The organism is Cytophagales bacterium, assembly GCA_033344775.1.
Lineage (GTDB): Bacteria > Bacteroidota > Bacteroidia > Cytophagales > Cyclobacteriaceae > JAWPMT01.
The window spans coordinates 191,227-215,143 of the sequence record JAWPMT010000001.1; the positions used below are offsets into that span (position 1 = coordinate 191,227).

Genomic DNA, 23,917 nt, shown 5'->3' on the forward strand with positions numbered 1-23,917 from the left:
GGGCATTTATTTATCCTTCCTATAACAACATTTAATTCGATCAAGTAGGACTTAACGATTACCTGACGAATCAACCTAAACGACTGCTTATTGTGAATAAGTCTGATGAGCCCATCTATACCGCTTTGAAAAACTACCTGACCCGCGAAGGGTACAGGCTCGATCCTCAAGATTTGAAATTACAGCTTGGGGCTAATCCAGATTATCCGAGTATCAAAGCAATTACTGATACCCTCGACTATTTCGGGGTGGAGAATCTCGCAGTACAAGTTCCCATTACATCATTGCCAGAACTTCCGGATTATTTTCTATCTACTGTTGAAGATGATGAAGGTCTAAGAACGGTTGAGGTGCTTAAAAAAGGGCAGGATATCATTCTCAAAGATCAGGGAAGCAAGAAACGCATGTCTTCAGAACAATTCAAAGTCATTTGGTCTGGGACTGTGATGGCCATTGAGCCAAAACACGATAAAAGTACTCGGATTGATCAAAATCGCATCATTCCTATCATGATGATCATTGCGACATTTTTGATTTTCGGATATTTAAGTTTGGAAGTCTGGCATCAATGGACGCTTGTATTAATAAGTGCGGCAGGGGGCTGGTTAAGTTACCTGGCGATAAGAGAGGATCTGGGTATGTATAATAAGGCTACTGCCAAAATTTGTAACTCCGATGATCTGAAAACCAACTGTGGAGAAGTCATCCACTCTGATGCTTCCAAACTATTTGGAATTAAACTGACCGATGCTTCTTTGTCCTTTTTCCTTTCGATACTCTTAATTATAAATACATTAGGAACGAAATCAATGTTCTTTGCTGCTCTCGCATGCTTGAGCATTCCAGTGGTCTTATATTCATTATACGTACAAGCTTTTGTGCAACGTATTTGGTGCCCCCTATGCCTTGGAATTAGTACCTCAATGATCCTCATGGCCATCTATACTGTAGTTACCTTCGATGGTCAGATCAATACAATGACGGGGTTATATGCGGTAAAAGCTTCCGCAATATTCGGGTTGATCTATGTGCTTTGGTTAGAAGTACGAAAAGTGATGGAAGACACCATTGACCATGATAAAGTGAAAATGGAATACGCTCGATTCAAGCGCAATCCTATGTTCTTTAACCATGCATTGGCTGCAAGTCCATTTCCTAACATTATAGAACTTCAACCTTCTGAGGAAATTTGGTTTGGTAATCCGGATGCACGTATTGTTATCACTGGAGTGACGAATCCATTTTGTGGTTATTGTAAGGATTCCTTCAAGGTATATGACCAATTACTTGATCGTTTTCCTGATCAAATCAAACTACGTATCGTGTTCTATATTTCATCCGTGATGACGGAGCCTAATAAATATGTGATGCCCGGGCGAGTTGTAGAATTGTTCCAGGAATCTCCAGAGCAGGCTTACCAAGCATTGAAAGAATGGTATGAGGGTCGAGATATAGCGCAATGGAAAAACACCTATGGAATACCCAAGGACCCTAACGGTCATGAGCTACTAAATAGACATTTGAATTGGAGTAGAGGCAATGGTGTTGCTTACACGCCGATGACGATATTAGGAAATTACTTCTTCCCTGAAGAATATGAAATCACTGATTTTCCAGCGTTGCTACCAGACATGATCGGTCAGCTTCAGGCAGTGGGAGAACCTGCTTATCAATAGGCAATAAAGAGATTTCTTGCAAGAATGGGCACAATTCACGAGTGCCTCAAATGTTCGTGAAAACTCACATAAACAAAAACTGATTAAAATGTTAAAGTCAATCTTAAAAGTCGAAGGTGCCAAGGTACTTTCAAAATCAGATCAACAATCTGTACAAGGGGGATGGCCTCCATTAAAACCATCCAGATGCTGTAATCCTGCTGATCAATGCTGTATTCCTATTCCGATTCCGGTTTCGTGTAATGGAACGGCTGCTTCAGGATGCCAGTTTGCTTTCCCTGTAGGTGGAAACCACTGCTGTATTTAAACCTTTAGGGAGGGTCTGATGATCCTCCCTTTTATAAGCTTTTTTGTCTATAAATGAAGAAATTCCCCTCATTGCTACAAACCGAAGAAAAGGATTGTGGACCTACCTGTATCAAGATCATTGGAAAATACTATGGGAGGGATATTGAAACGCAGCAACTAAGGGACCTTGCGGAAACCACACGTGAGGGAAGTAACCTGTTCGGACTAAGTGAAGCGGTTGAAAAAATTGGATTCCGGTCGTTAGGTCTACAACTCAACTATGAACAATTATTGAAGGCAAAAGTGCCTTGTATTGTACACTGGAATGGAAGCCACTATGTGGTGGTCTACCGAATAAAAAAAGACAAGGTCTATGTTTCCGATCCTGGTTATGGCCTGGTGACATATGATAAGAAGGAGTTTATTAGTCATTGGACTCATGATGTTCAGGCTGATGATACGAATGAAGGCATCGCCCTGGTGTTGGAACCTACACCTGCCTTTTATCAGGAAGAGTTCCATACGAATGCTCAATTCGGAGTTTCATATATTACGAAATACCTGCTCAAATATCGGAGGTTTATTGTTCAATTGATTTTGGGACTGCTTGCTGGTAGTTTGTTGCAATTGATCTTGCCGTTTCTTACCCAAAGTGTAGTAGATGTTGGGATCAGTAACCTCGATCTCAATTTCATCTATCTGATATTAGTAGCTCAGTTGTCCCTAAATGTGGGAAAAGCTTTGTTGGAAGTGATCCGTAGCTGGATTTTGTTGCATCTCACCACGCGAATTAATATTGAATTGGTTTCTGACTTCTTTATCAAACTCATGAAGTTGCCCATTTCCTATTTTGATGTCAGGATCACTGGTGATTTGATGCAACGGATCAATGATCATAAAAGGATTGAACAGGTCCTGACGACAAATACGCTCACGACTATTTTTTCGGGATTTAATCTGATCATTTTCAGTGCAGTATTACTCTACTACAGTGGTCAAATTTTTATGGTGTTTGTCCTCGGAAGTGCGTTATACTTTGGTTGGATATTGTTCTTCTTCAAGAAAAGGCGTGAATTGGATTACAAGAAATTTTCCCGTACCAGTAAAGAGCAGAGTAAAGTCATCGAGTTGATCAATGGAATGCAGGAAATCAAACTACACACAGCTGAAAGACGCATGCGCTGGAGTTGGGAGCATCTGCAAGCGAGTCTTTTCAAGGTAGCGACCAAGAGCTTGAGTCTTGAGCAGACACAAAGTGTCGGAAGCAATTTTATTAATGAGATCAAAAACATGATCATTACGATATTGGCCGCCAAACTTGTCATTGAAGGTGACATCACACTTGGAATGATGCTTGCCGTCAGTTATATCGTGGGGCAGATGGATGGCCCAATAGCTCAACTCATCTACTTCTTCAGGAATCTACAAGATGCTCGAATCTCTATCGAAAGACTGGCCGAGATCCATCATATGGAAGATGAAGAACCTGCTGATAAACCATTGGTTCGTCAGCTACCTGAACGCGGCACGATCAAAATTGATGATATTTCTTTTCGATATAAGGGAACTGACAACATGCTGTTTGAAAGCTTGTCTCTAGACATACCTGAGAAAAAAGTGACTGCCATAGTTGGGAGTAGTGGCAGCGGAAAAACCACCTTGATGAAACTGTTATTGCGATTTTATGCTCCCTTGGCGGGAAAAATAAACATTGGTGATACAGACCTGGAATATCTTTCCCAGGAGACCTGGAGGCGGTCCTGTGGGGTAGTCATGCAGGAAGGGTTCATTTTCAACGATTCTATTGCTAGAAATATCGCTGTGGGAGAAGATCAAATTGACCAGGAACTCTTGATCAAGGTTGCCGAAATGGCCAATATTAAGCCATTCGTTCAATCACTTCCCCTTGGTTTCGATACTGAGATTGGTAGCGAAGGCCTGGGATTGAGCACAGGGCAAAAGCAACGTGTCTTGATTGCCAGGGCTTTGTATAAACAGCCTCAATACATGTTTTTCGATGAAGCAACTTCCGCTCTGGATGCAAGGAATGAACGAGAGGTCATGGAGAAGCTAGAAGCATATTTCAAAAACCGGACAGCTGTGGTAATTGCACATCGCTTGAGTACGGTGAAAAATGCAGATCAGATTGTGGTGTTAGAACAGGGCCAGATTGTTGAAAAAGGAACCCACCTTCAATTGGTCGGGCTTAAAGGTCGATATTTCGAATTAGTTAAAAATCAGCTAGAACTCGACAACTGATATGCCTAATGAAGCCCCCATAAGAAGCAAATCAGTTCGAGATATCCTTGAGCGCATTCCTGCCTGGCCGATCATGTGGGGAAACACGTTATTGCTTTTTCTGATCCTTCTGGTTTTCGCCATATCGTGGTTCGTCAAATACCCGGATGTATTAACGGCGGATGCTATGCTTACCACGACAATCCCGCCCTATAAAGCATATGCACAGCATTCCGGAGCCATCGGGGAAATATGGGTTGAAAATGGAGAACAGATTTTGAAAGACCAGCGACTTGCCACTTTCAAGAGCACCGCCGAGGAGCGGGACATCTTTTGGCTTAAGGCGATGACCGATTCGATTACTTATACCCGTGAAGCTTTTACATTTCCTCTGGATCAATTGCCCGTATTGTTTTTGGGAGAGGTAGAGCCAGTATTTGCGGCATTTGAAGAGGCTTATCTGGAATATTCCTCACATATGGATGAGATTAATCGCGAAAAAAAGGCTAGAAGGAGAACAGATATTGACAGAACATCGACTAAAGTTGAGCTGTTGAAACGAGTGGTGACGGCATACAATCATTTGAAAAACAGCATCCTGGAGTGGGAGCTTAAATATGTCTTAAAATCTCAGATAAATGGCGAAGTGCTAATTAACGATGACTGGAAACAGGAGCAATCCGTGGCAGCAGGAGATTTACTTTTTACCATATTGCCGGTTGACTCTCAACAGTTCATGGCCTTTCTGGAATTACCTGCCAGGAGTGCCGGGAAAGTGACCATTGGGCAAAAAGTGCTGATTGAACTGGTTTCCTTTCCAAAATCGGAATATGGTGTGATGGTTGGTAGCATCAAACAGATATCGACGGTCCCTGATGAAAAAGGAGATTACAAGGTTCAGGTGGACTTACCCCAGGGCCTGGTCACGTCTTACGGGCGAGAGATTGAATTCAGGTATGAATTACAGGGTTCCGCTGAAGTGATTCTTGAAGACCTTAGATTAATTGATCGCTTATTTACACGATTGAATCGCTTTTAAAATCATCAACTTGTCAGATAGGCAAGTAACTCGAACCTTATTATCTTTCCTGTCATGTATGACTACATCATTGTCGGTGCGGGCTCTTCCGGTTGCCTCTTAGCCAATCGACTATCTGAAGATCCCGGTAATCAGGTTTTGTTATTTGAGGCGGGAAAACCAGATAAAGATCCATTGATCAAGATTCCCGGGGCTTACGGGAAACTCTTCAAGAGACCTTTTGACTGGGGGTATTATACGGAACCGCAAGAGCACGTCAATGAAAGAAAACTCTACATCCCTCGAGGGAAAACCCTAGGAGGTTCCAGTAGCACCAACGCCATGGCGTATGTGCGTGGAAATAAAGCGGATTACGATCATTGGGCATCCTTAGGCAATGAAGGCTGGGCTTTCGATGAAGTGCTTCCTTATTTCAAAAGGTCAGAAGATATTCAGCATCCAGGTCAGGTAGATGAGGGCTATCATGGTTCGAAGGGTGAATTGTCAGTCAATTTCAATGAGCACTTCCAAAGTCCATACATGGATCCTTTTATTCAGGCTGGAGCCAACTGGGGGTTACCGAAATTCTCTGATTATAACGGAAAATCGCAAAAAGGCGTAGGCAGGTTTCAGTTCACGATCAAAAACGGAGCCAGACACAGTAGTGCTACCGCTTTTCTGAAGCCAGTCATGGGCCGAAACAATCTCACGGTAAGAACAGGCGCTCATGTAGAAAAAATCGAGTTCAAGGATCAAAAGGCTTCTGGTGTCTGGATTGCGAAAAAAGGGGGTAATTCAGAGTTGATCAGTGCCAGCAAAGAAGTGATCTTATCAGCTGGTGCCATTGACTCTCCCAGGATATTATTGCGCTCAGGGATAGGAGCAAAAGACGAATTAATGTCTCTTGATATTGATGTCATCCGTGAATTGCCTGGGGTTGGGAAGAACTTGCAGGATCATTTGTTTTACAGTGTGTCATCCAAAGCTTCTGTGCCTGGAGGGTTGAACCCTGTAATATCACCAGGACGACAGCTCAAAGAATTGGTGAAGTATCTTTTTGGTAGAAAGGGTGCCTTGTCCATTGGGCCATTGGAAGCGGTTGCCTTTTTTAACCTGAATGACCCTGGTCGGGAAGATTGTGATTTCCAGTTTCATTTTGCGCCTCTACACATCGGGAAGGGGTACGATTATGATGTTTACGACCTTTCAACCTATCCCCGATCGGATGGGTATACCATTTTGCCTTCCTTACTTCATCCGAAAAGTAGGGGGCATGTTGGGTTAAAATCGAAAGATGCCTTTGCTGACCCCTTGATTCAACCCAATTTCCTATCAGAAGAAGCAGACCTACAAGCCCTAATTGAAGGAGGGAAGATTGCTTATGAATGGCTACAAGATCCGGTTTTTGATCATTGTCGGGAAGAAATGGTGGCACCTATGGATACAAGTTCAGACGAAGCCTGGGCGGAACATGTGCGTAATTCACTAGAAACCATTTACCATCCGGTAGGGACTTGCAAGATGGGTAAAGATGAATTGGCTGTAGTGGATCAAAATCTAAATGTTCACGGCTTGGAAAGATTGAGGGTGGTCGATGCGTCGGTTATGCCTACGATCATGACAGGGAATACCAATGCGCCTTGCTACATGATAGCCGAAAAGGCTGCAGATTTAATCCTTCAATGAATCATTTGATACTAGTCTCTTTTTTTCCACAAGATGTGAACTTAAAAATATGTGTAGTGTTATTTAATGTACATACATATATTTTAAATCTATGACACTCAAAGAAAAAACCGAAGACATCTACAACATGATTGGACAAGGCCAGCTAATGGAGGCTTTTGATAAATACTATTCTGAGAATGTAGTGATGACTGAACCTATGGGAACACGTGAAGGGAAAGTTGCTTGTCGTGAATATGAGGAGCAATTTCTAAACAGTATCCAGGAATTCCACAATATGGAAGTGAAAGCGATTGCTTCAGATGAAGAAAATGGAGTCGTTTTCCACGAAACATCAATGGATGTTACCTTCAAAGATGGCAACCGTGTACACATGGAGCAAACCGGTGTGCAACGTTGGGAAAACGGGCAGATTGTGCACGAAAGATTTTACTACGCTGGTAGTTGATCTTTTTCCCAAAGATATTTATGAAAGCCTGGCCTTTGGTCGGGCTTACCTTATTTATAGAATCATCCCAAGTTCAATCCCACCCAGGATCATTCTAAACGCTAACAATTCTTTGCTCGTAGACTCAGACTTCAATGCTTTCATTGTGGTCTCAGCTATTGATCATTTACCTGTGCAAAGATGATCACCGAAGCTTTCTGTATTTTTCGGATTTCGGTAAACTGCTTTAAACTGGGTGAAAACGTTTCATTTCAACCGGAATGGAAATAATCGATTTGAGACTTGTTCGGTCTGAATTTCAGAATTAGGCTACAGATCAATTGATTGGCAGATGTCCTTTTCTTAACTTGTCTTTCCATGAAGACACTTTTACTACTTGTTTTATCTGTAATTTTTAGTGCAATCCATCCCTTACAAGAAGCTGATTATGAATTCATTGCATGTGATCAGGAGACTAAACATGTGAATGAACGAAATGAGGTTTCGTTGATCATGATCAATGACCTTGAGGAAGAGGTGATCATCTACTGGATGAACGCACGTAAGCAGAAAACAGAGTATGCCAGATTATTTAAAGGAGAGGAGTTTCCCATCAATTCTGCGACCAATCACTATTGGGTATTGGAAACCGGATCTACCTGTTTGGGAGTCATTCAACCAAAGACCTCTGGTGATATCCATTTTTCTGAATTCCCCCAACTGGATAGAGGCGAAGATGACGGTGATTGAGGTAGAGAATAACTATCCTTGCGTCACACTAAGAAGCTTTTAATCCATTCTAATCAGGACATTTTCATACAAATTTAAAGCTCCTCAGAGTCATTCTTTGAAGGCTCTGAGGAATGTACTAGATCACTATTCTTGCCGAATAGTCTCCGCAGGATTCACTGAAGCAGTTCTATAAGTTTTCAATCCAATGGTCACAAAGGCCACCAACGCCGTAATAATACCCCCCAGGATAAAAAGCAAGAGGTGATCCGTGATTTGTATGCGGTAAGCAAAGTCTGACAACCAATTTTCCATGAATTTCCAGATCATAGGTATGGCAACCAAAATGGCAATGCTTACCAGTAACAAAAACTCTTTGGAGATCAGAAGAATAACTTGCTGGACTGAAGCCCCTAGTACTTTTCGGATGCTCAGTTCCTTTTGACGTTGTTGGGCGGAAAATGCTGCTAACCCAAAAATTCCCATACAAGCTAACCCAATAGAGATCATTGAGAAGATAGAGAAGACTTTCGCCTGTTGATCTTCCTGCTCGTATTGTTTTTCCAGGTCTTGCTCCAACATCCAGCTTTTCATAGGGTAGGATGGAGCAACGTCACCGTAGAGTAATTCAATTTGGCTCAGCGTCTCGACAATTCCACGCTCATTCATTTTAATTGAGATTCTGCGCATGTCTTGCCCCATGATGATGGCCTGAGGCGCTACTTCATCTTTCAACGTCTTGAAATGGTAATCTTTATAAACCCCGACGATTTTACGATCCCATTCCCGAAAAGGGATCTTGACCGTTTTGCCAATGATTTCGTCTGCATTTAATCCGGTTGCTTTCAGTGCACTTTCATTGATCATCAAGGCCTGTTCTTGTTCCGTACTCAATTGATCATCAAAACCTCTACCCGCAACGACCTGGATGTCAAATGCATCAAGATAGTAAGGGTCTGCAAATACGGTATTGACCCGAACACTTTCTTCGCCATCCACGAAATGAATGCCATAGCTATCGTGAAATCCACCTGGCACGCCAGAACTCACGGTAACCTGACGAATATCCGCATGTTGAAGTAATCTATTTCGGAAGTTTTCATAGCCAGCTCGAATTTCAGGATCTGTATCGATCACCAGAACTGCCGTAGCATCATAGCCCAGATCTTTGTCGTTCATGTACTGTAGCTGCACATAGATCAGCATCGTCACCACCAATAAGAATACAGAAAGCGTGAATTGTGCGATGATCAGGCCTTTTCTCACAAAGATGTTTCTACCCAAAGTGGGCTTATTGTTTTTAAGGATCTGAAGCGAGTCAAAAGATGACAAAAGCAGGGCGGGATATAGCCCGGAAGTCAACATGATGATGGCTAATACTCCTCCAAAGAAATACCAAAGATTTAAATCATGCCATCGGTAATTCACTTCCAATTGAAAATAGGTGTTCAGGGTATTTTGTAAGGCCACGCTCAACAAGATGGCGATGGTCATGGATAGGAGGACCAAAACCAGCGATTCCCCCATGAACTGGCCAATCAAACGGCTTTTGTCTACGCCCAATACTTTGCGAATGCCTACTTCTTTGGATCGCTTGTAGGATTGAGCAATGGACAAATTGATGTAATTGAAACAAGCAATGAACAAGATCGCTATGGCGACACTTCCAAGTATCCATAGTGTGGCTTTGCTTCCGGAGTTAATGTCATCGTATCGGGCTTTGTGAAAGTATATGTCGTTCAGGGACACGATCTTAAGGCCATTCTTGTTGTTGTTTTGTTTGAAGTCTTCACCCAGGTATTTTTCCATGAATCCCTCAAACTGACTACTGAGGTAAGGTGCTTCCACTGGATTGATCTTAACATAGGTGGAAACAAAGTTCCGCCACCAACCCTGGAACCATTCCGCACCTTCATAGAGCTGCATCGATAGGACCATGTCAAAATCCAAATGTGTCTTATTCTCTGGCTTGCCAAAGACACCCGCCACTACAAAGGCACTTTGACCATTTAAGGTAATGTTCTGTCCAACCGGGTCCTCATCACCGAAATACTTCTTAGCCAGTTCTTCACTAAGAACGACATTGGCCATTTCATCTAATACTGTCTCCGGATCTCCCTGAATCAATGGATAAGAAAAGAATTCAAAGAAGTTGGTATCCGCAATCATGGTCCGATTTTCATAAAACTGACTTTCGCCGCGGGTCACGACCCAATCATCGATGCTGTATCGCAACGTTTCCTTGATCGTACCGGGAAAATCATTTTTCAATGCAGCAGCATAGGGGGGAGCAGAAACACCGATATCATACCAGTCGCCATTGGCGTCCTGAGACGTTCGGTAGACTTTGAAAATTTGATCCTTGTCTGCATGAAAGTCATCGTACGTCAGTTCGTTTTCGATGTAGAAGTACAAGAACAGTACGGAAGTGAGGCCAATGGTAAAGCCCAATAGACTAATAACAGTGCTGGACCTGTGTCTGAGCAGGTTCCTCGCTGCGATTTTAGGATTGAAGAAAAACATGATATTTATTTTGAGTTTGAACATTTTGAGAAAGGCCGGACGGAAGTATTGCACAACTTCCAGCCAATATCTGAGAAGCAGAAAGCGTCGATTGTCCTGATGCAGAAAATCGAAGTATTCGTATAAATTCCCCTCAATCTCTTCGACCATCTCCTTGCGCACGAGTTTGCGTACCAGTCGCAGGGAAAGAGGTGGGGGATTGATGTTTGATTTAGACATGAACAAGTTCGAGTGAAAACCCAGGCGCCTGATCCCACATGGAATTGCGGGTGGATCTTATCTGATGGATGACTGTCTTGCCAGCTGCTGTAAGTTGGTAGACTCGTTTGCGCCGACCACCACGAGCTGCGGTGGCACCTCCCAGTTCAGATGTTAGAAAACCCTTTTTCTCTAGTCTACCCAAGGTCACGTGTAGGGCACCCATGGCAGTTTTGCGATTGGCCTGGCTAAGCAATTCTTGCTGTATTTTGAGGATATAGGCTTCGTCCTGCAAGATCAGCACGGTCAATAAGACCAATTCCTCAAATTCACCAACATTATTCTCGTTCATTTGTTTCTACTTTGTAAAGTAGAACGAAGATAGGATTAATTTGTTTCTATATTGTAGAAAGTAATATGTTTATTTCCGGATTTTGATGCATTTCTTGCTCAAGAACATAACCGTCAACATTATGACTTTAAACGGTTCAAAACACATAAATCTGAAGGAATAAAGATGATTGTAGTTCGTCAATGCGATGGCTCCGGCCACCCGACGAAGTGAACCAATCTTACGATTTATGGGCCTAAACTCCCGTGAGAGATCGCTTCGGTGCCTCGCGAAGACGGGAGGTTTTTGCATTTTCCTTAATTTGATGGCTATGCCTGTTAATAGAGAGAATGGAGTTTTAGAAGTTAATTATGAGAATCTCAATGAAGGATTTTTAATGACAAACATCAAGTGCCCTTACTTAATCACCCTATCATTGTACTTGTGAGCCTACAATTTTTTATCCATTACTTTCTTCACTTAGGAGCTCCCTTTTTCCTCGCTGTGATATTCTTCAAAGACGAATGGAAAAAGGCCTATTTCATCATGTTGGCTACCATGCTGGTAGACCTGGATCATTTGATGGCGACACCTGTTTTTCAGGCCAACCGATGTAGCATTGGTTATCATCCTTTACATACAATCTATGCTGCCGGTGTGTATGTGGTCCTGTTCTTTTTAAAGAAACCATGGAGAATCATTGGCATAGGTTTATTGTTTCATTTGTTGACTGATGCCATTGATTGTATGTTCATGTTTGGTAAGTGTGGAGCCTGTCATGAAGGAAATCCGCTGTATGAGTTATTGGGCAGTTGATAATGGTTGTTGATCATGCATAAAGCAGACATTCAAAATAGGGAAGACCTCACCAGATTGATCACTACTTTCTACGGAAAAGTGAGGCAGCATCCGGAATTAGGACCATTCTTCAATGAAACGATTTCCGACTGGGAAGAACATACAACGACGCTGACTGATTTCTGGGAAACCAATTTATTCTTCAAGCCGCTCTACAAGGGTAATCCGGTTAAAGCACACCTGGATGTGGATGCCAATTTTGGTCATACTGTGGAACAAGCGCATTTTGGAAATTGGCTGGAGCTGTGGTTCACGACCGTCGATGAATTGTTTGATGGAGAAAAGGCACACCTGGCCAAAGAACGAGCCAGAAACATGTCTCACATGATGTTCATCCGCATCTGGCAGGCTCGGAAACAGCAGAAAACATCTTAACCTGATAAAGATCAGTTAGCTGGTCTGACAAACGTCAGCAATTGGGGTAATGCCTTCCGCTAATCTTGTTCTCGTAAGCATTTACGAAAAGACATCTTCTTATGAAAGCACAATCAAGTACCCTTTCGCACCAAGTAAAACCTTTGTCACTGCCTCAAACGGAGACTGCTTTTAATCGATTCGTGACCTGGGCAGACAAAATGGATTATTACCGGTTGATCATTTTAGTGGGGATCATTCTTGCCCAGGGTTGTATCACCTTGCCTTTTGCATTGTGGGTAATGAACATTGCCGGAGATAGTTCACTACAAATGTTTGTGTTCATCTTCTCGAGTTTTACAATGATCACCATGATCCTGGCAGTTCAACCCATGAGAAGAACGCTGCCTTTATTCTTTGCATTGACCGCTTTACAATGGCTAATCACTGCCATTAACCTGATCGGGTTGATATAAAGACTAATAAGAATTTGAAATCCTGAAAAAGGAGTCAAGAATAAATTTAAGCAGAAAGCTCTTCGAGTATATCAAACGAATTTATCTGCTATTTTTCGAGGGTCAGGTAGCGCAGTATCTCTAACACCTGATCCTCATTTGTTGCTACGGCCGCTGCGCGTGCATCCACTTCTTTCAAAGCGTGCGTAAATCCTTCGGGGTGAATGACAATATAAGGTTTATTCAGGGCTGCAGCGTAACCTGCATCAAAGGCCGCATTCCATTGTCGGTATTGCTCTCCAAACTTAATGATCACTACATCTGCCCGCTCGATTTCCGTTTTGATTCGAATGCCATTGACCTTAGCACTCTTGTGGTCCTTCCAAAACGACTTCTCTTCTGCCCCCAATACATCACCCGCATCATCTGATGCCTGATGTGTTACCACTGGGGTAGAAAAGCTTACTGGCAATTCCTTGGCTTTCGCACCTTCAATGATGGCTTCACGCCATTCACTGTGTATTTCACCGGATAAGTAGATGGTTAGATTCATGACGAAAAATTAGTCAAAGATTTTTAGAAGCCTTTCGATAATGATCGTCAATGAATACTACGCGACTGTAGCCTGGTCTCGTCCCTCGTCCCTCGATTGTAACCGGGCCGCGAAGGCGAGGGTGTGCTAAATTTTCTCATTTCCATGAGGAATTAAAAATTACTATCCAATGTCGATTAGTTAAGAGAAGAATACCGTCATCGCGAAGAATGAAGCAATCTCAAATATACTTCTGGAGCATAAACATGAATTAGACTGCCGCTTCGGCGTTCCGATCGCAAGCTCGCAGTGACGAGCCATAACTAAACGACATTGAATTACTATCCCTCAGCCAACCGCTTCAACATTTTTAAACTCTCATGCGTATGTCTTCGGGCATCCGTTTGGGAGTTTAAGATGTGCTGTATAACACCCTCTTTATCAGCCACAAATGTCACTCTACCCGGAAGTAATCCGAATAGGCTTCTGGGAACACCAAACGCTTTTTCGGCTTTTCGTCCTTTGTCACTGAGTAAGCTGAAATTCAGGGAGTGCTTAGCGATGAAGCGCTGATGAGATTTCTCACTATCGCCACTGATGCCAAATATTTTCGCATCGTATTGTTTGAATTGGTCGTTTTCATTTCGGAACTCACAGGCCTCTTTGGTACAGCCAGGGGTGTCGTCCTTGGGATAGAAGTAGACTACCAACGGGTTTTTCCCTTTGAATTCCTGAAGATTTACCAGGTTGCCATCCTGATCATTTAAAGAGATATTTGGTAGCTGATCACCAACTTTAAGCATAAGTCTTTTCTAATTTCTATTGAATTTCCTCAGTATAACCGGCAACAGCAGCCAATCGGTTATCAAAGCTGTAATTAAAGCGATACAAAGGAAGAACCCAAGATAGTAGGTGCCACCAAAACCAGACAGTAAAAACAGCGCAAATCCAGCTACCAGTGTGATGGTCGTATGCAACATTCCACGCCCGGAAGTTTCCATGGTGTAGTCCAACTTTTCTTCAGTAGTGCCAGCCGGTGATCGTTTAAACGTGGCAAGGAAATGAATAGTATCATCTACAACAATGCCAAATACCAGCACGAATATCAGTGAAGTTGAGAGCTGAATGGGTACCTTCAGGACATACATCAACAGTCCAGTGATCAACAAAGGCACGACATTAGGAATCAATGCAATCAGTGACCATTTTGCTGATCGGAAATAGATCCCAAACAAAATAGAAACTAGCAGAACCGCCCATCCAAGGCTTTTGGCCATAGATCCTGCCAATAAATGATGCGTCTGATCGATCAAGTGATTGGTGCCGGTAATTCGATATTGAATGACCTCATGGTCGATGTTTTTGCGTACGTATTCTTTGAAAGCTGCATCTCGTTCATTGGTATTGAGCGAGCCATATTCCTTGATGTTTCCGGTAATTCGAGCAAGACGCTCATCTTCACTGACTACCTGAATACTAGACTGCCTTTCGATCCGTCGGGCCAGCAGCTGATCCTGACGTGAAATCTGCTTCAAATCGTATATACCATGCCTTGCATGCCGGGCATATTGCATAAACTTCGTAGGAGCTAACACATTGGCTACCGGATAAGACTGCTCCAGATATTTCACGATTTTAGAAGCTTCTACGAGCACCGCAGCGTCCCATATGGTCTTTGATGTGTCTTTAGGCCAGATCGCAACCTCATAAGGTTTAGAACCTCCCAATTGTTCATCGGAGAAGTTGAAACTTTGTACGGTCAAGGCATCCGATGGCATGTCATGCAGTAGATAAGCATCTACATTTAGCCTGAGGCTGGCCCAGAGTCCGGTACCCGTCAATAGGAAGAATCCGATGATAATGGCGATGCCATATCGTTTGGTGACTTGCAGAATCCAGGTGAGGCTATTACCAGAATTGACCGATGTTACTTTCCCTTTGAGAAAGAGCGGGGCAAGCATATAAGTAGTGATAAAGGCAAACAAGACACTTAGCGCTGCAATCCAGCCCATGTTACGGATCAGGCTCACAGGTATCCATAAGAGGCTTAGGAATCCGATGGCAGTAGTCACAGAAGTGAGGAAAGTAGGGGCAAGTACCTTTTCAATGGCCGATTGAGCATTCCCACTCGTGCGAAACGCCGCGATCAGGTGAATGGTATCTGAGCACGCCACAAACAATACGATAGGAGGCAACAGAGACGTCATGATGGTAACCGGCACCCCTAATAATGCCATTAGGCCAAACGTCCAGATCAGGCTCAGCACACTGATCAAAAATGGATAAAGTACCAGTTTAGCACTTCTGCAAATCCACCAAAGCACCACACCACACAGGACCAAAGACAAGGCCAGAAAAACGGCAAAATCTGTTTTGATGTAGCTAAGAAACTCTTTTTCCGCAGGTAGTCTACCCACTAAATAATGCTGCTCATAAGGTAAGGTATCAGCAATCGGCTTGACTTTTTCCATGAATAATTCTGACGCTTTGGCGTCAAGAAAATGACGGTGCTTGATCAGGATCACAAAAACATTGGAAGCTGGAAAGGCCTGGCTTAAATAGGGGTCATTAGCAATGAATAAACTGTCCGATTGCAGTTTTGATGCGGCATTGAGCAGAGGATAAGTCTGTACACCTGAAGGTCCTTTGATCAACTTTCTCAAGCTTAAAGGGGAATAAACGAACTCCACGTCTTCCAATTGTTCCAGCGCTTTGATTGTAGCGCGCATATCTTCCAGAAATTTCCACCGATACACACTGCTCTCGTCAGGAACGACCATTAGATTCAGGAAGTCATTGTCAAATCCGAATGCTTCCACCTGGTATAAGTAGAAGCTATGATCGCCACTTTCTGCAAACAATGATTCCAATTCAAATTGGAATTGCAACCTGGGAAGAAAAATGGCTAGAACAAGTGAGATTCCCAGGGTACCGAAAGCCAACTTCCTGGCAACTGCAGGTAGTAGTAAGATATTGGCGATTGCCGATGTTTTGGAGGATCGACTCATTTGGAAGCCGAAGGTAGTGACTTTATTTCATGATGATAAATAGCAGTTGATTCACTCCTGAAAATCTTATCTTTCGTTTGTCCAACAACTCAACTCTACAAGTCTGATTAATTAGATTTTAACCCAAAAAGAGACCTGATGGGCTTTATTCGGCGAATGATCAATTCATAAATCAAGAAACAGCCTCCAAAGGTGAAGCCATTGAGCAATAAAAGTTTCCATAAGGCATTCATAGTAAGCGGGAAAATCAATACTGATCCTCCGTATAAGACCATCATGTGAATGATGTATACTGGATAAGCCGCTTGACTCAGGTAAGTCAATACAGGACTTGATCGATTAAGATAGCGATATCCTAACCCAACAATGGCATAAATCCAAAGACATGATTCGATGGACATCAGGTAATCCGGAGTTCTTAATTCGAAATACAAGACACGCATCAAATAGATTCCCACGGCAAGGCTAACGGTGATACAACGATACCGTGATAGGTTAACGAAGATTTCCTGACCTGAGAACGCCATAAAGAACCCAACCAGAAAGGCCACCAATCCCAAGAAGAATCCGTGCCAGGTCATCGCGTATAGCTCAAAACTTTCCGGTTGCATCAATTCGGCTTCCAGTACAAATGGAATGATCAATCCCAATAGAAATAGTGGATGACTGAACATTTGCTTCACGCGTTTTACCCATGGTGACGCTATGTTGATTTTTAAGAAGAAAAACAGAGGAGTAAGCAGCAGTACATAGCTAAATATGTTGCCCAAAAACCATAGGTGTCCGGGATTAGGTAGATACAGCATGGGTTGGGAGTAGTAAACCTGCCAGATATTTTGGTGTAAAGGCACCCAGAGGAATATACCTACCAAAAACGGAAGGAGAATCCTTTTGGATCGTTCCTGGATTAAGGTTTTCCAGGTCCTGTTTCGCAATGCAAACCAGACACCCATTCCAGACACAAAGAACAAAAAAGGAATTCGCCAGATGTTGATCATGGACATGAGTACCCAAAGTGGCTCACTGAATTGATCATTTTGAATGAAGCGGATCAATGCTCCCCAGGGTTGAAAACCTATGGATGAATGATAGACCAGCAACATGCCAATGGCGATGACACGCAGCCAATCTATGTCGTATCGTCGATCAGATTGCATATTGACTTTCATGAGTGACTTATTGGTTGGTAAGCATTTCCGCGATGACCTGCCGGTTCTCCTCTAGAAAGTCATAATCGAGTTTGAATCCCAGAGGTCCCAGGTCTCTACTGATTTGATCGTAAGCGGGTTTTACACTTTCAAAAGGAGCTTGTACCGATTGTAGCGGCGTGCTGCCAAAGGAATTGGTCAACTCCTTGTTTGCTCCTTTAGCCAATAGCGCTTCAACAATTTCAATCCGGCAAAGAAAAGCAGCGGTATGCAGGGGAGTGGACCCATCGGCACTCGTTACATGGATATCAGCATTGGCGTCAATCAGAAGTTTTGCAACCTCTGGTTTATTGAAGAGGGCGGCAATGGTAAGTGCGGTAGACCCGTATTGATCTTTAACATTCAAATCCGACCCGGCCTGAATGTGTTGCTCGATGGCCTTTGTATTGCCCAAAAAGGCTGCCTCATGTATGGTTTGTGAAGGAGCCTCAGGCGTCTTATCTGCCTCAGTTTTTTGGCTGGACTGACATGCCCATTGCAAGGTCATGACGCTGATTAGCAAGAGGAAGTTAAAATAGATTCGCATAGTGAAAACTGTTTAAGTATTTTTTTTAGCAAAGGTCATTGAGCGAGTCCCAGTCCACTAAACAGCTGTGAATCAAAACATAGCAATCTTTGATCGAGTGTATCAACTATGCGGCATCCGTATCAACTATGATGCAAACACCTTGAAAGGGGCCTGGAAAAATGGGCGTTTAACACCTTAGGTCTGCATGATCTTTCCTAAGATTGTAGCCATAAATTTTACCGATTCGTGTCCGACTTTCTTCAAGTAAAAAATGAATTCCTGGAAAAAGTGGTGGCTGAGATAGAAGCCAACCTGGGAGACGAACAATTCGGTGTGACGGAACTGGCTGATCGCATGCACATGAGTCGATCTAGCTTATTGCGTAAGGTGCAAAAATCCACCGATCAGTCCGTGAGTGTTTTCATTCGTAATGTAAGGCTGCATCATGCCAACTCTTATCTCAAAGATGAGGCACTTACAATCTCAGAAATAGCTTTTAAGGTCGGCTTTAGTAGTAATTCCTATTTCATCAAGTGTTACAAAGAGAGGTACGGACATTCGCCAGGGGAAGCACGTAAACAAGCGGAAGAAATGGCTCTAGAGGATCATAGCACTTCTCTTCCAAACCATCGTAATCTTATCTTGGTCAGCGGTTCTGCATTACTATTGATCCTGATCGTTTTTGGCTGGATGCTAAGTTCTCAGAAGCAAAGCATCCCTGAAAAGTCCATTGCAGTATTACCATTCATCAATGATAGTCAGGATAGCAGCAATGTATACATCATCAATGGGATGATGGAATCTATTTTAAATAACCTGCAGAAGATTGAAGACCTACGGGTAGTAAGCAGAACTTCCGTTGAGCCTTATCGAAATCTGCAACATAGCATTCGTGATATTGCGGAAGACCTGGAGGTGTATTATGTGCTGGAGGGTAGTGGACAGAAGATAGGGGATCAGCTCTTGTTCACAGTCCAGTTGATCCAGGGTAAGCGCGACAGTCACCTTTGGTCCAAACAATACCAACGCACTACACAAAACATTTTCGATCTACAGGCAGAAGTTGCGTCAGATGTGGCTGCTGAGATTGAAGTGATCATTACTCCGGATGAACAACGTAGGATTGCGACGACTCCCACAAAAGACCCTGTGGCATTTGACCACTACCTTAAAGGCGTGGCATTTACCAAATCGCAAAGCCTGGAAGGCCTGGATAGTGCGATCGTTTATTTCGAAAAAGCCACCTTCAAAGACCCAGATTTCGCTTCGGCGCATGCTTACCTCGCTATCTGCTATTATTATCTGGATGTATTTAAGCTGGATAAACAATATAGCGAGATCATCAACCGGCACGCCGATCGTGCCATTCTACTTGACCCGGAATCGGGCATTTGTGTGATTTCCAAGGGGTTGTATTACCTGCATGAAGGACAGTACGAAAGGGCCATTACCTATTTTGAAAAGACGTTGGAATACAATCCCAATTCGGCTGAAGCCAATAACCTGCTGTCGTTGATCTATAATAGCTATTTGCCAGACTCGAAAAAATATTTAAAATACGCGCTGAGAGGAGCCAAACTCGAAAAGTCAGGTAGCGACTCTACAGCAACGGGTTTTCTTTATTTGCATCTGGCCAATGCTTTGATCCAAAATGGATTTGTGAAGGAAGCGGAACAAAGCGCTCGAACCTCTTTGCGTCACGATCCTGATAATTTGTATTCCGAGTACGTCCTTGCCTACATTCTATTAGCACAGGACAGAAACATTGAACGAACCAGGGACATGCTTCTGGCTACTTTGCAACGGGATACCACAAGGCTGGACATCATACAGGAAGTAGCCAAAGTATATTACTCAATGGAACTATATGACACGGCCTATTACTACTACGATAAGTTCTTAAAAACAAGGGACTTATATGGTATGTCCGTTTTTGAGGCGGAGGAGGCCAAAATCGCCTTTGTATTAAAGCAACTTGGGAAGGATCAGGAAGCACAAGTATATCTCGATCAATTCAAGGCCTATGCGGAAGAAGATGTTTCCATTTATCAGGATTTACATTGGTTCAGCTACTACGCAGTGACTGGGGAAATGGAAAAGTCCATTGCCCATCTGGACCTTTTCTCAAAACAAAGTGGATTTCAATATTGGTTTGTGTTGTTTTTAGAGGATGATCCTATTACGAGATCAGTGATGAACCACCCAGGATATGAAGTTATCGCAGACCGAATCAATACAAAGTTTTGGGAATCGCATAACAAGCTCAAAGAACAACTCAAGCAAGAAGGATTACTTTGAGGAAAACAGTTTTAAATTTGATGTTTACCTAAAAGCAGAAGCTTTCTTTGTTCTTTGTCGATTAATACAGGGAACAACTATTCTGACAATAATGCATGTAAAACCAAGATTCCTCGTCTTGATACTATTTTCGGTGCACACACTTTGTGCGCTGCAAGCAACGCAAGATTCTACCAAATGCGCGCAATTAATTAAATCTGCAGAACGAGATCCAACTAATGCCCTGGCGTCCAGTCGACCCTGGCTACCCGATGGAAAGTACCTGATCACACAGCCCTGGTGATCATGGAATACTTCTATGAAGGATTGAGATGGCATGAAAAAAAGCGAAGCCGTGCTATATGCCCAGGCGCAATACCTTGAAAACGCAAGTTACGCTGAAAAAGCACCATTCTTTTGGGCCGGCTATTACATACTCGGCAATGATGAACCCATTGTAAATGCTGGAACATCACGCTATTGGGCCTCTCTGATAGGATTGTTGCTCGTGATTGCGGGCTATTTCACCCTTAGAAGAAGGAGTTGATCACTTATTATTCACTTTTCAGCACCTCAGCTGGATTTCGATCATTCCGAATGACCTGCGTGATCAGTGGAACAAGAATTAGTAAGGCGAGGATAATCGCACCTATTGCAAAACTAGAAACACCGATCTCAGTATGGTAGGCATAGTTTTGAAGCCACTGTTCCATGGACATCCATACCAATGGCACTGCCAATGCCATACCGATCACCAGACTCCATAAATATTCTTTTGCAAGTAATTGGATCAGCGCCACAAGATCGGCACCCAGCACCTTACGAACAGCCATTTCCTTTTGTCGGATTTTCAGGGCGTATCCCATCAAGCCCAACAATCCAAGGATGGCAATGACAAGGGTGATCGCAGTGAAAATCTTTAGCAGTTCTTTTTGTTGACGTTCACTTTCATAGAGGTTGTTCATTTCCTGATCAAGAAAAACCATGTCCATGGGGTATGCAGCGTATTTGGTTTGCCATAGGGCTTCCATTTGTTCTACCGTCTCAAAAAGGTCGCCACTATTAAGTTTGACCAGCAAATGATTGAGCCAAATCGGTTCATAAACCATTATTACCGGATCGATGGCAGCCCGCAAACTCTCCTGGTGATAATCCTTGACTATTCCCACGATCTGGCCTTCCGATAATTGATAAAAGGGATTGAATCCGCTAATGGTCTTTCCAAGTGCTTCAGAAGGATTGTCCCATCCCAATAACCGGACCGCAGCTTCATTGAGGACATAACTTCGTTGGCGATCGCTTATCGTGCTAAAGATCTCTTGAACAGAAGATCCAGGAGGGAAGGCAGGGTAGGACACCTGGCGCAAGGCTTTGCCAGCTACAAACTCCATTTTCATCAATTCCGGAAAGTTTGGTTCTACAATCTGAATATCTACCGGAATACCGTCTTCCACTTCCTGACCAGGCTTTAGTAGGATAATTCCGTCTCTTACGGCACTGCCCGGTAACTCCATAACGGCTGATACGGCATTGATTGAAGGGAGCCTGACGAGCTCCTCTCGAATAACGTCCATGTTCTGCTTTACAGCATCTGGTATGTGCCGTATTGCTACCAATTGTTCCCGTTCAAAACCCAGGTTTTTGTTTAGAAGAAAATGAAATTGTTGCGTCGTGATGTGCATGGCTGAAATCAAGGCCATCGCCAACCCAAATTGTAGACCGATCAGGATCTTTCGCCGTGGTAATTTTGAATTGATGGCCAGTTGCGACTTCAGTGCCTGAATAATGGACAACTTCACCAGGGCCTGAGTAGGATAGAGGCTACTGATCCACGGAACAACAATCATCAAGGAAAGTGTGACTGCTAACAATAAAGAAGTATCAGGCTGTAGTGTCTGCCCCAGGAACGCTCCCAGATATTTCAATAGCGTGACGTAACCAATTCCGGCTAGAACAAGGCTGAGAACAAACAGCAGGAACGACTCCAGGAAGAAATATTGCCGAAGGTGCGTTTTAGAACCACCCAAGACCTTTCGAATGCCCAATTCACGAGACCTGTTCAAGGACTGTACCGAATTGAGGTTCGCATAATTTATGATGGCCACCAGTAAGAGGAATACACTGGCCCCCAGAAAAATGAGAATATTGGAAAGCTGATTGTTGGTCGCTATTTCTCGTGACAAATGTGAATTCAGGTGAATATCCGAAATCGGCTGCAAGTTGAACATGGAGGTGGTTTCCGGATCAGGGGCATGTGTTTCAATGAATGACGGCATATCTTCGGTAATTACCCTGGCATCTTTTTCTGCACTCAATTTCACGTAGATATATGCCCATCCTGTGCGTTCTTCTTGCGTATTGATTGTGGTCAAGAGATTGATTGGAAGGTGACTATTATCCGGAATGTCCTTAATCACTCCTGTTACCTGATAAGTTTCAAAATCGCCAGAGTTACTGACGGTTTTCAGGGTTTCCCCCAACACCTCGTTTGTGCCAAAATACTTACGAGCGATCGTTTCTGTGAGCACCACACTGTTGGGATGACGTAAGGCAGATTGTGCATCGCCATGGACGAATGGTAGGTCCAAAACGTCAAAAACATCTGGATCCACGGAAAAAGCGTAATGTTCCCGAAATGCCTGTTCACCGACTTGAATATCCCTGAATCGGAAAGACTGGAACCGTACATATTGCTCTACTTGTGGAAAGTAGTCTGGTAGCTTATTGATCCAGTCCAGTGGTACCCGAGCCCAATGTCCATCAACAGGTTCGTCCGCATTTTCCTGGTATGTGATACGAAAAATTCGCTCATGGTCTTTGTGATAGCGATCATACCCCAATTCGTGTGTCACATATGCGAGGATCAAACCAAAAACCATCAAAGAAATACTCAGACCCGATACATTGATCACAGTGTAATTCCATTTTCTACGCAGGTTACGAATGATTACTTTGAGTAGATTCGCCCCAAGGCCTGAAGGTTGTTGTCGTTGTTTTCTTCTTAAATGAGTGATACGCATCATGCCCAATAATTCTTTCATAACGAGTCGATAGTAATGCAATGAACGTGGTTTTGCTTCTGCAAGGGCCTCTTCGAAATCACCTTCAATGATCTCTTTGTCCCTGCCCGTTGCCATCAGGGAGATCAGCCACTTGATCGAACGGGGTAATTGGCTTTTCATGACAACCCAGGAATGAGTTTATACCAGCCACTACGCAACTCATAAGAGCTTCTTAATACTTCTTTCCCTGCATCGGTGATCTCATAAAATCGCTTTCTTCTACCACCACGCTCGGAGGTAGCACCACCTTCATGAGAACTAATAAATCCTTTGTCCTCCAATCGATTCAGGGCTGCGTGCAAGGCACCGATGCTTGGTTTTCGGTCCGCAGTTTTACTTAATTCTGTACGAATTGACATACTGTAGGCTTCTTCCTGCAAAGCACCGACAATGAGTAAGACCAGTTCCTCAAATTCACCGAGATGGGTTCTTTGCATATTTGTGTCTTGTTTGTAGACTAAATACGAAGTTGCACATTTTAAGGTTCAGTTTTTTAATTCTCAACAAAATATTTATCATTGCGTATATATACAGTATATAC

At 43.2% G+C, this 23,917-nt stretch carries 20 protein-coding genes; 11 read left to right on the forward strand and 9 right to left on the reverse strand.

Translation table 11 applies throughout. The annotated features are described in order from the left end of the window. The first annotated feature begins 92 nt into the window (after positions 1 to 92). The 6 genes from R8G66_00810 to R8G66_00835 all read left to right on the forward strand — a co-directional run bounded on the left by R8G66_00810 (position 93) and on the right by R8G66_00835 (position 8,083). Positions 93 to 1,676, forward strand: coding sequence for a vitamin K epoxide reductase family protein (locus tag R8G66_00810; protein ID MDW3190870.1), 1,584 nt, complete (start codon positions 93 to 95; stop codon positions 1,674 to 1,676). 360 nt (positions 1,677 to 2,036) lie between these two features. Further along, positions 2,037 to 4,223: a peptidase domain-containing ABC transporter gene (locus R8G66_00815; GenBank protein ID MDW3190871.1), complete on the forward strand. Its 2,187-nt coding sequence runs from the start codon at positions 2,037 to 2,039 to the stop codon at positions 4,221 to 4,223. Position 4,224: 1 nt separating this feature from the next. Continuing rightward, the gene (locus R8G66_00820; GenBank protein MDW3190872.1) at positions 4,225 to 5,241 is read left to right on the forward strand and encodes an HlyD family secretion protein; all 1,017 of its coding nucleotides are present in this window, start codon (positions 4,225 to 4,227) and stop codon (positions 5,239 to 5,241) included. A 54-nt stretch (positions 5,242 to 5,295) separates the two neighbouring features. Further along, entirely contained in the window at positions 5,296 to 6,906 is a 1,611-nt protein-coding gene (locus tag R8G66_00825; GenBank protein ID MDW3190873.1) for a GMC family oxidoreductase N-terminal domain-containing protein, read from the forward strand. Positions 6,907 to 6,997: 91 nt separating this feature from the next. Then, complete coding sequence (locus R8G66_00830; protein MDW3190874.1) at positions 6,998 to 7,354, forward strand: nuclear transport factor 2 family protein; 357 nt, start codon at positions 6,998 to 7,000, stop codon at positions 7,352 to 7,354. A 357-nt stretch (positions 7,355 to 7,711) separates the two neighbouring features. Beyond that, positions 7,712 to 8,083 carry a hypothetical protein gene (locus tag R8G66_00835; protein ID MDW3190875.1) on the forward strand — a complete coding sequence of 124 codons (372 nt, stop codon included), beginning with the start codon at positions 7,712 to 7,714 and terminating at the stop codon, positions 8,081 to 8,083. Between the two features lie 126 nt (positions 8,084 to 8,209). On the opposite strand, the gene R8G66_00840 is transcribed toward R8G66_00835, so the two are convergent. Further along, the gene (locus R8G66_00840; protein MDW3190876.1) at positions 8,210 to 10,804 is read right to left on the reverse strand and encodes an ABC transporter permease; all 2,595 of its coding nucleotides are present in this window, start codon (positions 10,802 to 10,804) and stop codon (positions 8,210 to 8,212) included. Next, on the reverse strand, positions 10,797 to 11,135 hold the full coding sequence (locus R8G66_00845; GenBank protein MDW3190877.1) for a PadR family transcriptional regulator: 339 nt from the start codon (positions 11,133 to 11,135) through the stop codon (positions 10,797 to 10,799). Before R8G66_00845 ends, R8G66_00840 begins: the two co-directional genes overlap by 8 nt. A 423-nt stretch (positions 11,136 to 11,558) precedes the next feature. On the opposite strand from R8G66_00845, the gene R8G66_00850 reads away from it, so the two are divergent. From R8G66_00850 to R8G66_00860, 3 genes are all read left to right on the forward strand, one after another. After that, positions 11,559 to 11,930, forward strand: a complete 372-nt coding sequence (locus tag R8G66_00850) for a DUF6122 family protein (protein MDW3190878.1) — start codon at positions 11,559 to 11,561, stop codon at positions 11,928 to 11,930. Between the two features lie 15 nt (positions 11,931 to 11,945). Next, positions 11,946 to 12,347 carry a group III truncated hemoglobin gene (locus R8G66_00855; protein ID MDW3190879.1) on the forward strand — a complete coding sequence of 134 codons (402 nt, stop codon included), beginning with the start codon at positions 11,946 to 11,948 and terminating at the stop codon, positions 12,345 to 12,347. Between the two features lie 101 nt (positions 12,348 to 12,448). Beyond that, positions 12,449 to 12,802, forward strand: coding sequence for a hypothetical protein (locus R8G66_00860; GenBank protein ID MDW3190880.1), 354 nt, complete (start codon positions 12,449 to 12,451; stop codon positions 12,800 to 12,802). Between the two features lie 88 nt (positions 12,803 to 12,890). Here the strand turns inward: R8G66_00860 and R8G66_00865 are convergent, their stop codons facing one another. The 5 genes from R8G66_00865 to R8G66_00885 form a co-directional block, all read right to left on the reverse strand. Beyond that, on the reverse strand, positions 12,891 to 13,334 hold the full coding sequence (locus tag R8G66_00865; GenBank protein ID MDW3190881.1) for a YtoQ family protein: 444 nt from the start codon (positions 13,332 to 13,334) through the stop codon (positions 12,891 to 12,893). Between the two features lie 320 nt (positions 13,335 to 13,654). Beyond that, positions 13,655 to 14,116: a peroxiredoxin gene (locus R8G66_00870; protein ID MDW3190882.1), complete on the reverse strand. Its 462-nt coding sequence runs from the start codon at positions 14,114 to 14,116 to the stop codon at positions 13,655 to 13,657. A gap of 9 nt (positions 14,117 to 14,125) precedes the next feature. Next, positions 14,126 to 16,321, reverse strand: coding sequence for an MMPL family transporter (locus R8G66_00875; GenBank protein MDW3190883.1), 2,196 nt, complete (start codon positions 16,319 to 16,321; stop codon positions 14,126 to 14,128). A 107-nt stretch (positions 16,322 to 16,428) separates the two neighbouring features. Continuing rightward, positions 16,429 to 17,490, reverse strand: coding sequence for an acyltransferase (locus R8G66_00880; GenBank protein ID MDW3190884.1), 1,062 nt, complete (start codon positions 17,488 to 17,490; stop codon positions 16,429 to 16,431). 7 nt (positions 17,491 to 17,497) lie between these two features. After that, positions 17,498 to 18,055: an ankyrin repeat domain-containing protein gene (locus tag R8G66_00885; protein MDW3190885.1), complete on the reverse strand. Its 558-nt coding sequence runs from the start codon at positions 18,053 to 18,055 to the stop codon at positions 17,498 to 17,500. Positions 18,056 to 18,283: 228 nt separating this feature from the next. Between R8G66_00885 and R8G66_00890 the strand changes: the two genes are divergently transcribed. Continuing rightward, positions 18,284 to 20,335 (forward strand): helix-turn-helix domain-containing protein, encoded by a 2,052-nt coding sequence (locus tag R8G66_00890; GenBank protein MDW3190886.1) that lies wholly within the window; start codon positions 18,284 to 18,286, stop codon positions 20,333 to 20,335. A gap of 316 nt (positions 20,336 to 20,651) precedes the next feature. Continuing rightward, positions 20,652 to 20,861 carry an LPXTG cell wall anchor domain-containing protein gene (locus tag R8G66_00895; GenBank protein MDW3190887.1) on the forward strand — a complete coding sequence of 70 codons (210 nt, stop codon included), beginning with the start codon at positions 20,652 to 20,654 and terminating at the stop codon, positions 20,859 to 20,861. 7 nt (positions 20,862 to 20,868) lie between these two features. On the opposite strand, the gene R8G66_00900 is transcribed toward R8G66_00895, so the two are convergent. Continuing rightward, complete coding sequence (locus tag R8G66_00900; protein MDW3190888.1) at positions 20,869 to 23,496, reverse strand: ABC transporter permease; 2,628 nt, start codon at positions 23,494 to 23,496, stop codon at positions 20,869 to 20,871. Then, positions 23,493 to 23,813, reverse strand: a complete 321-nt coding sequence (locus tag R8G66_00905; GenBank protein ID MDW3190889.1) for a helix-turn-helix transcriptional regulator — start codon at positions 23,811 to 23,813, stop codon at positions 23,493 to 23,495. The genes R8G66_00900 and R8G66_00905 overlap by 4 nt, the downstream gene beginning before the upstream one ends. Positions 23,814 to 23,917 lie beyond the last annotated feature (104 nt).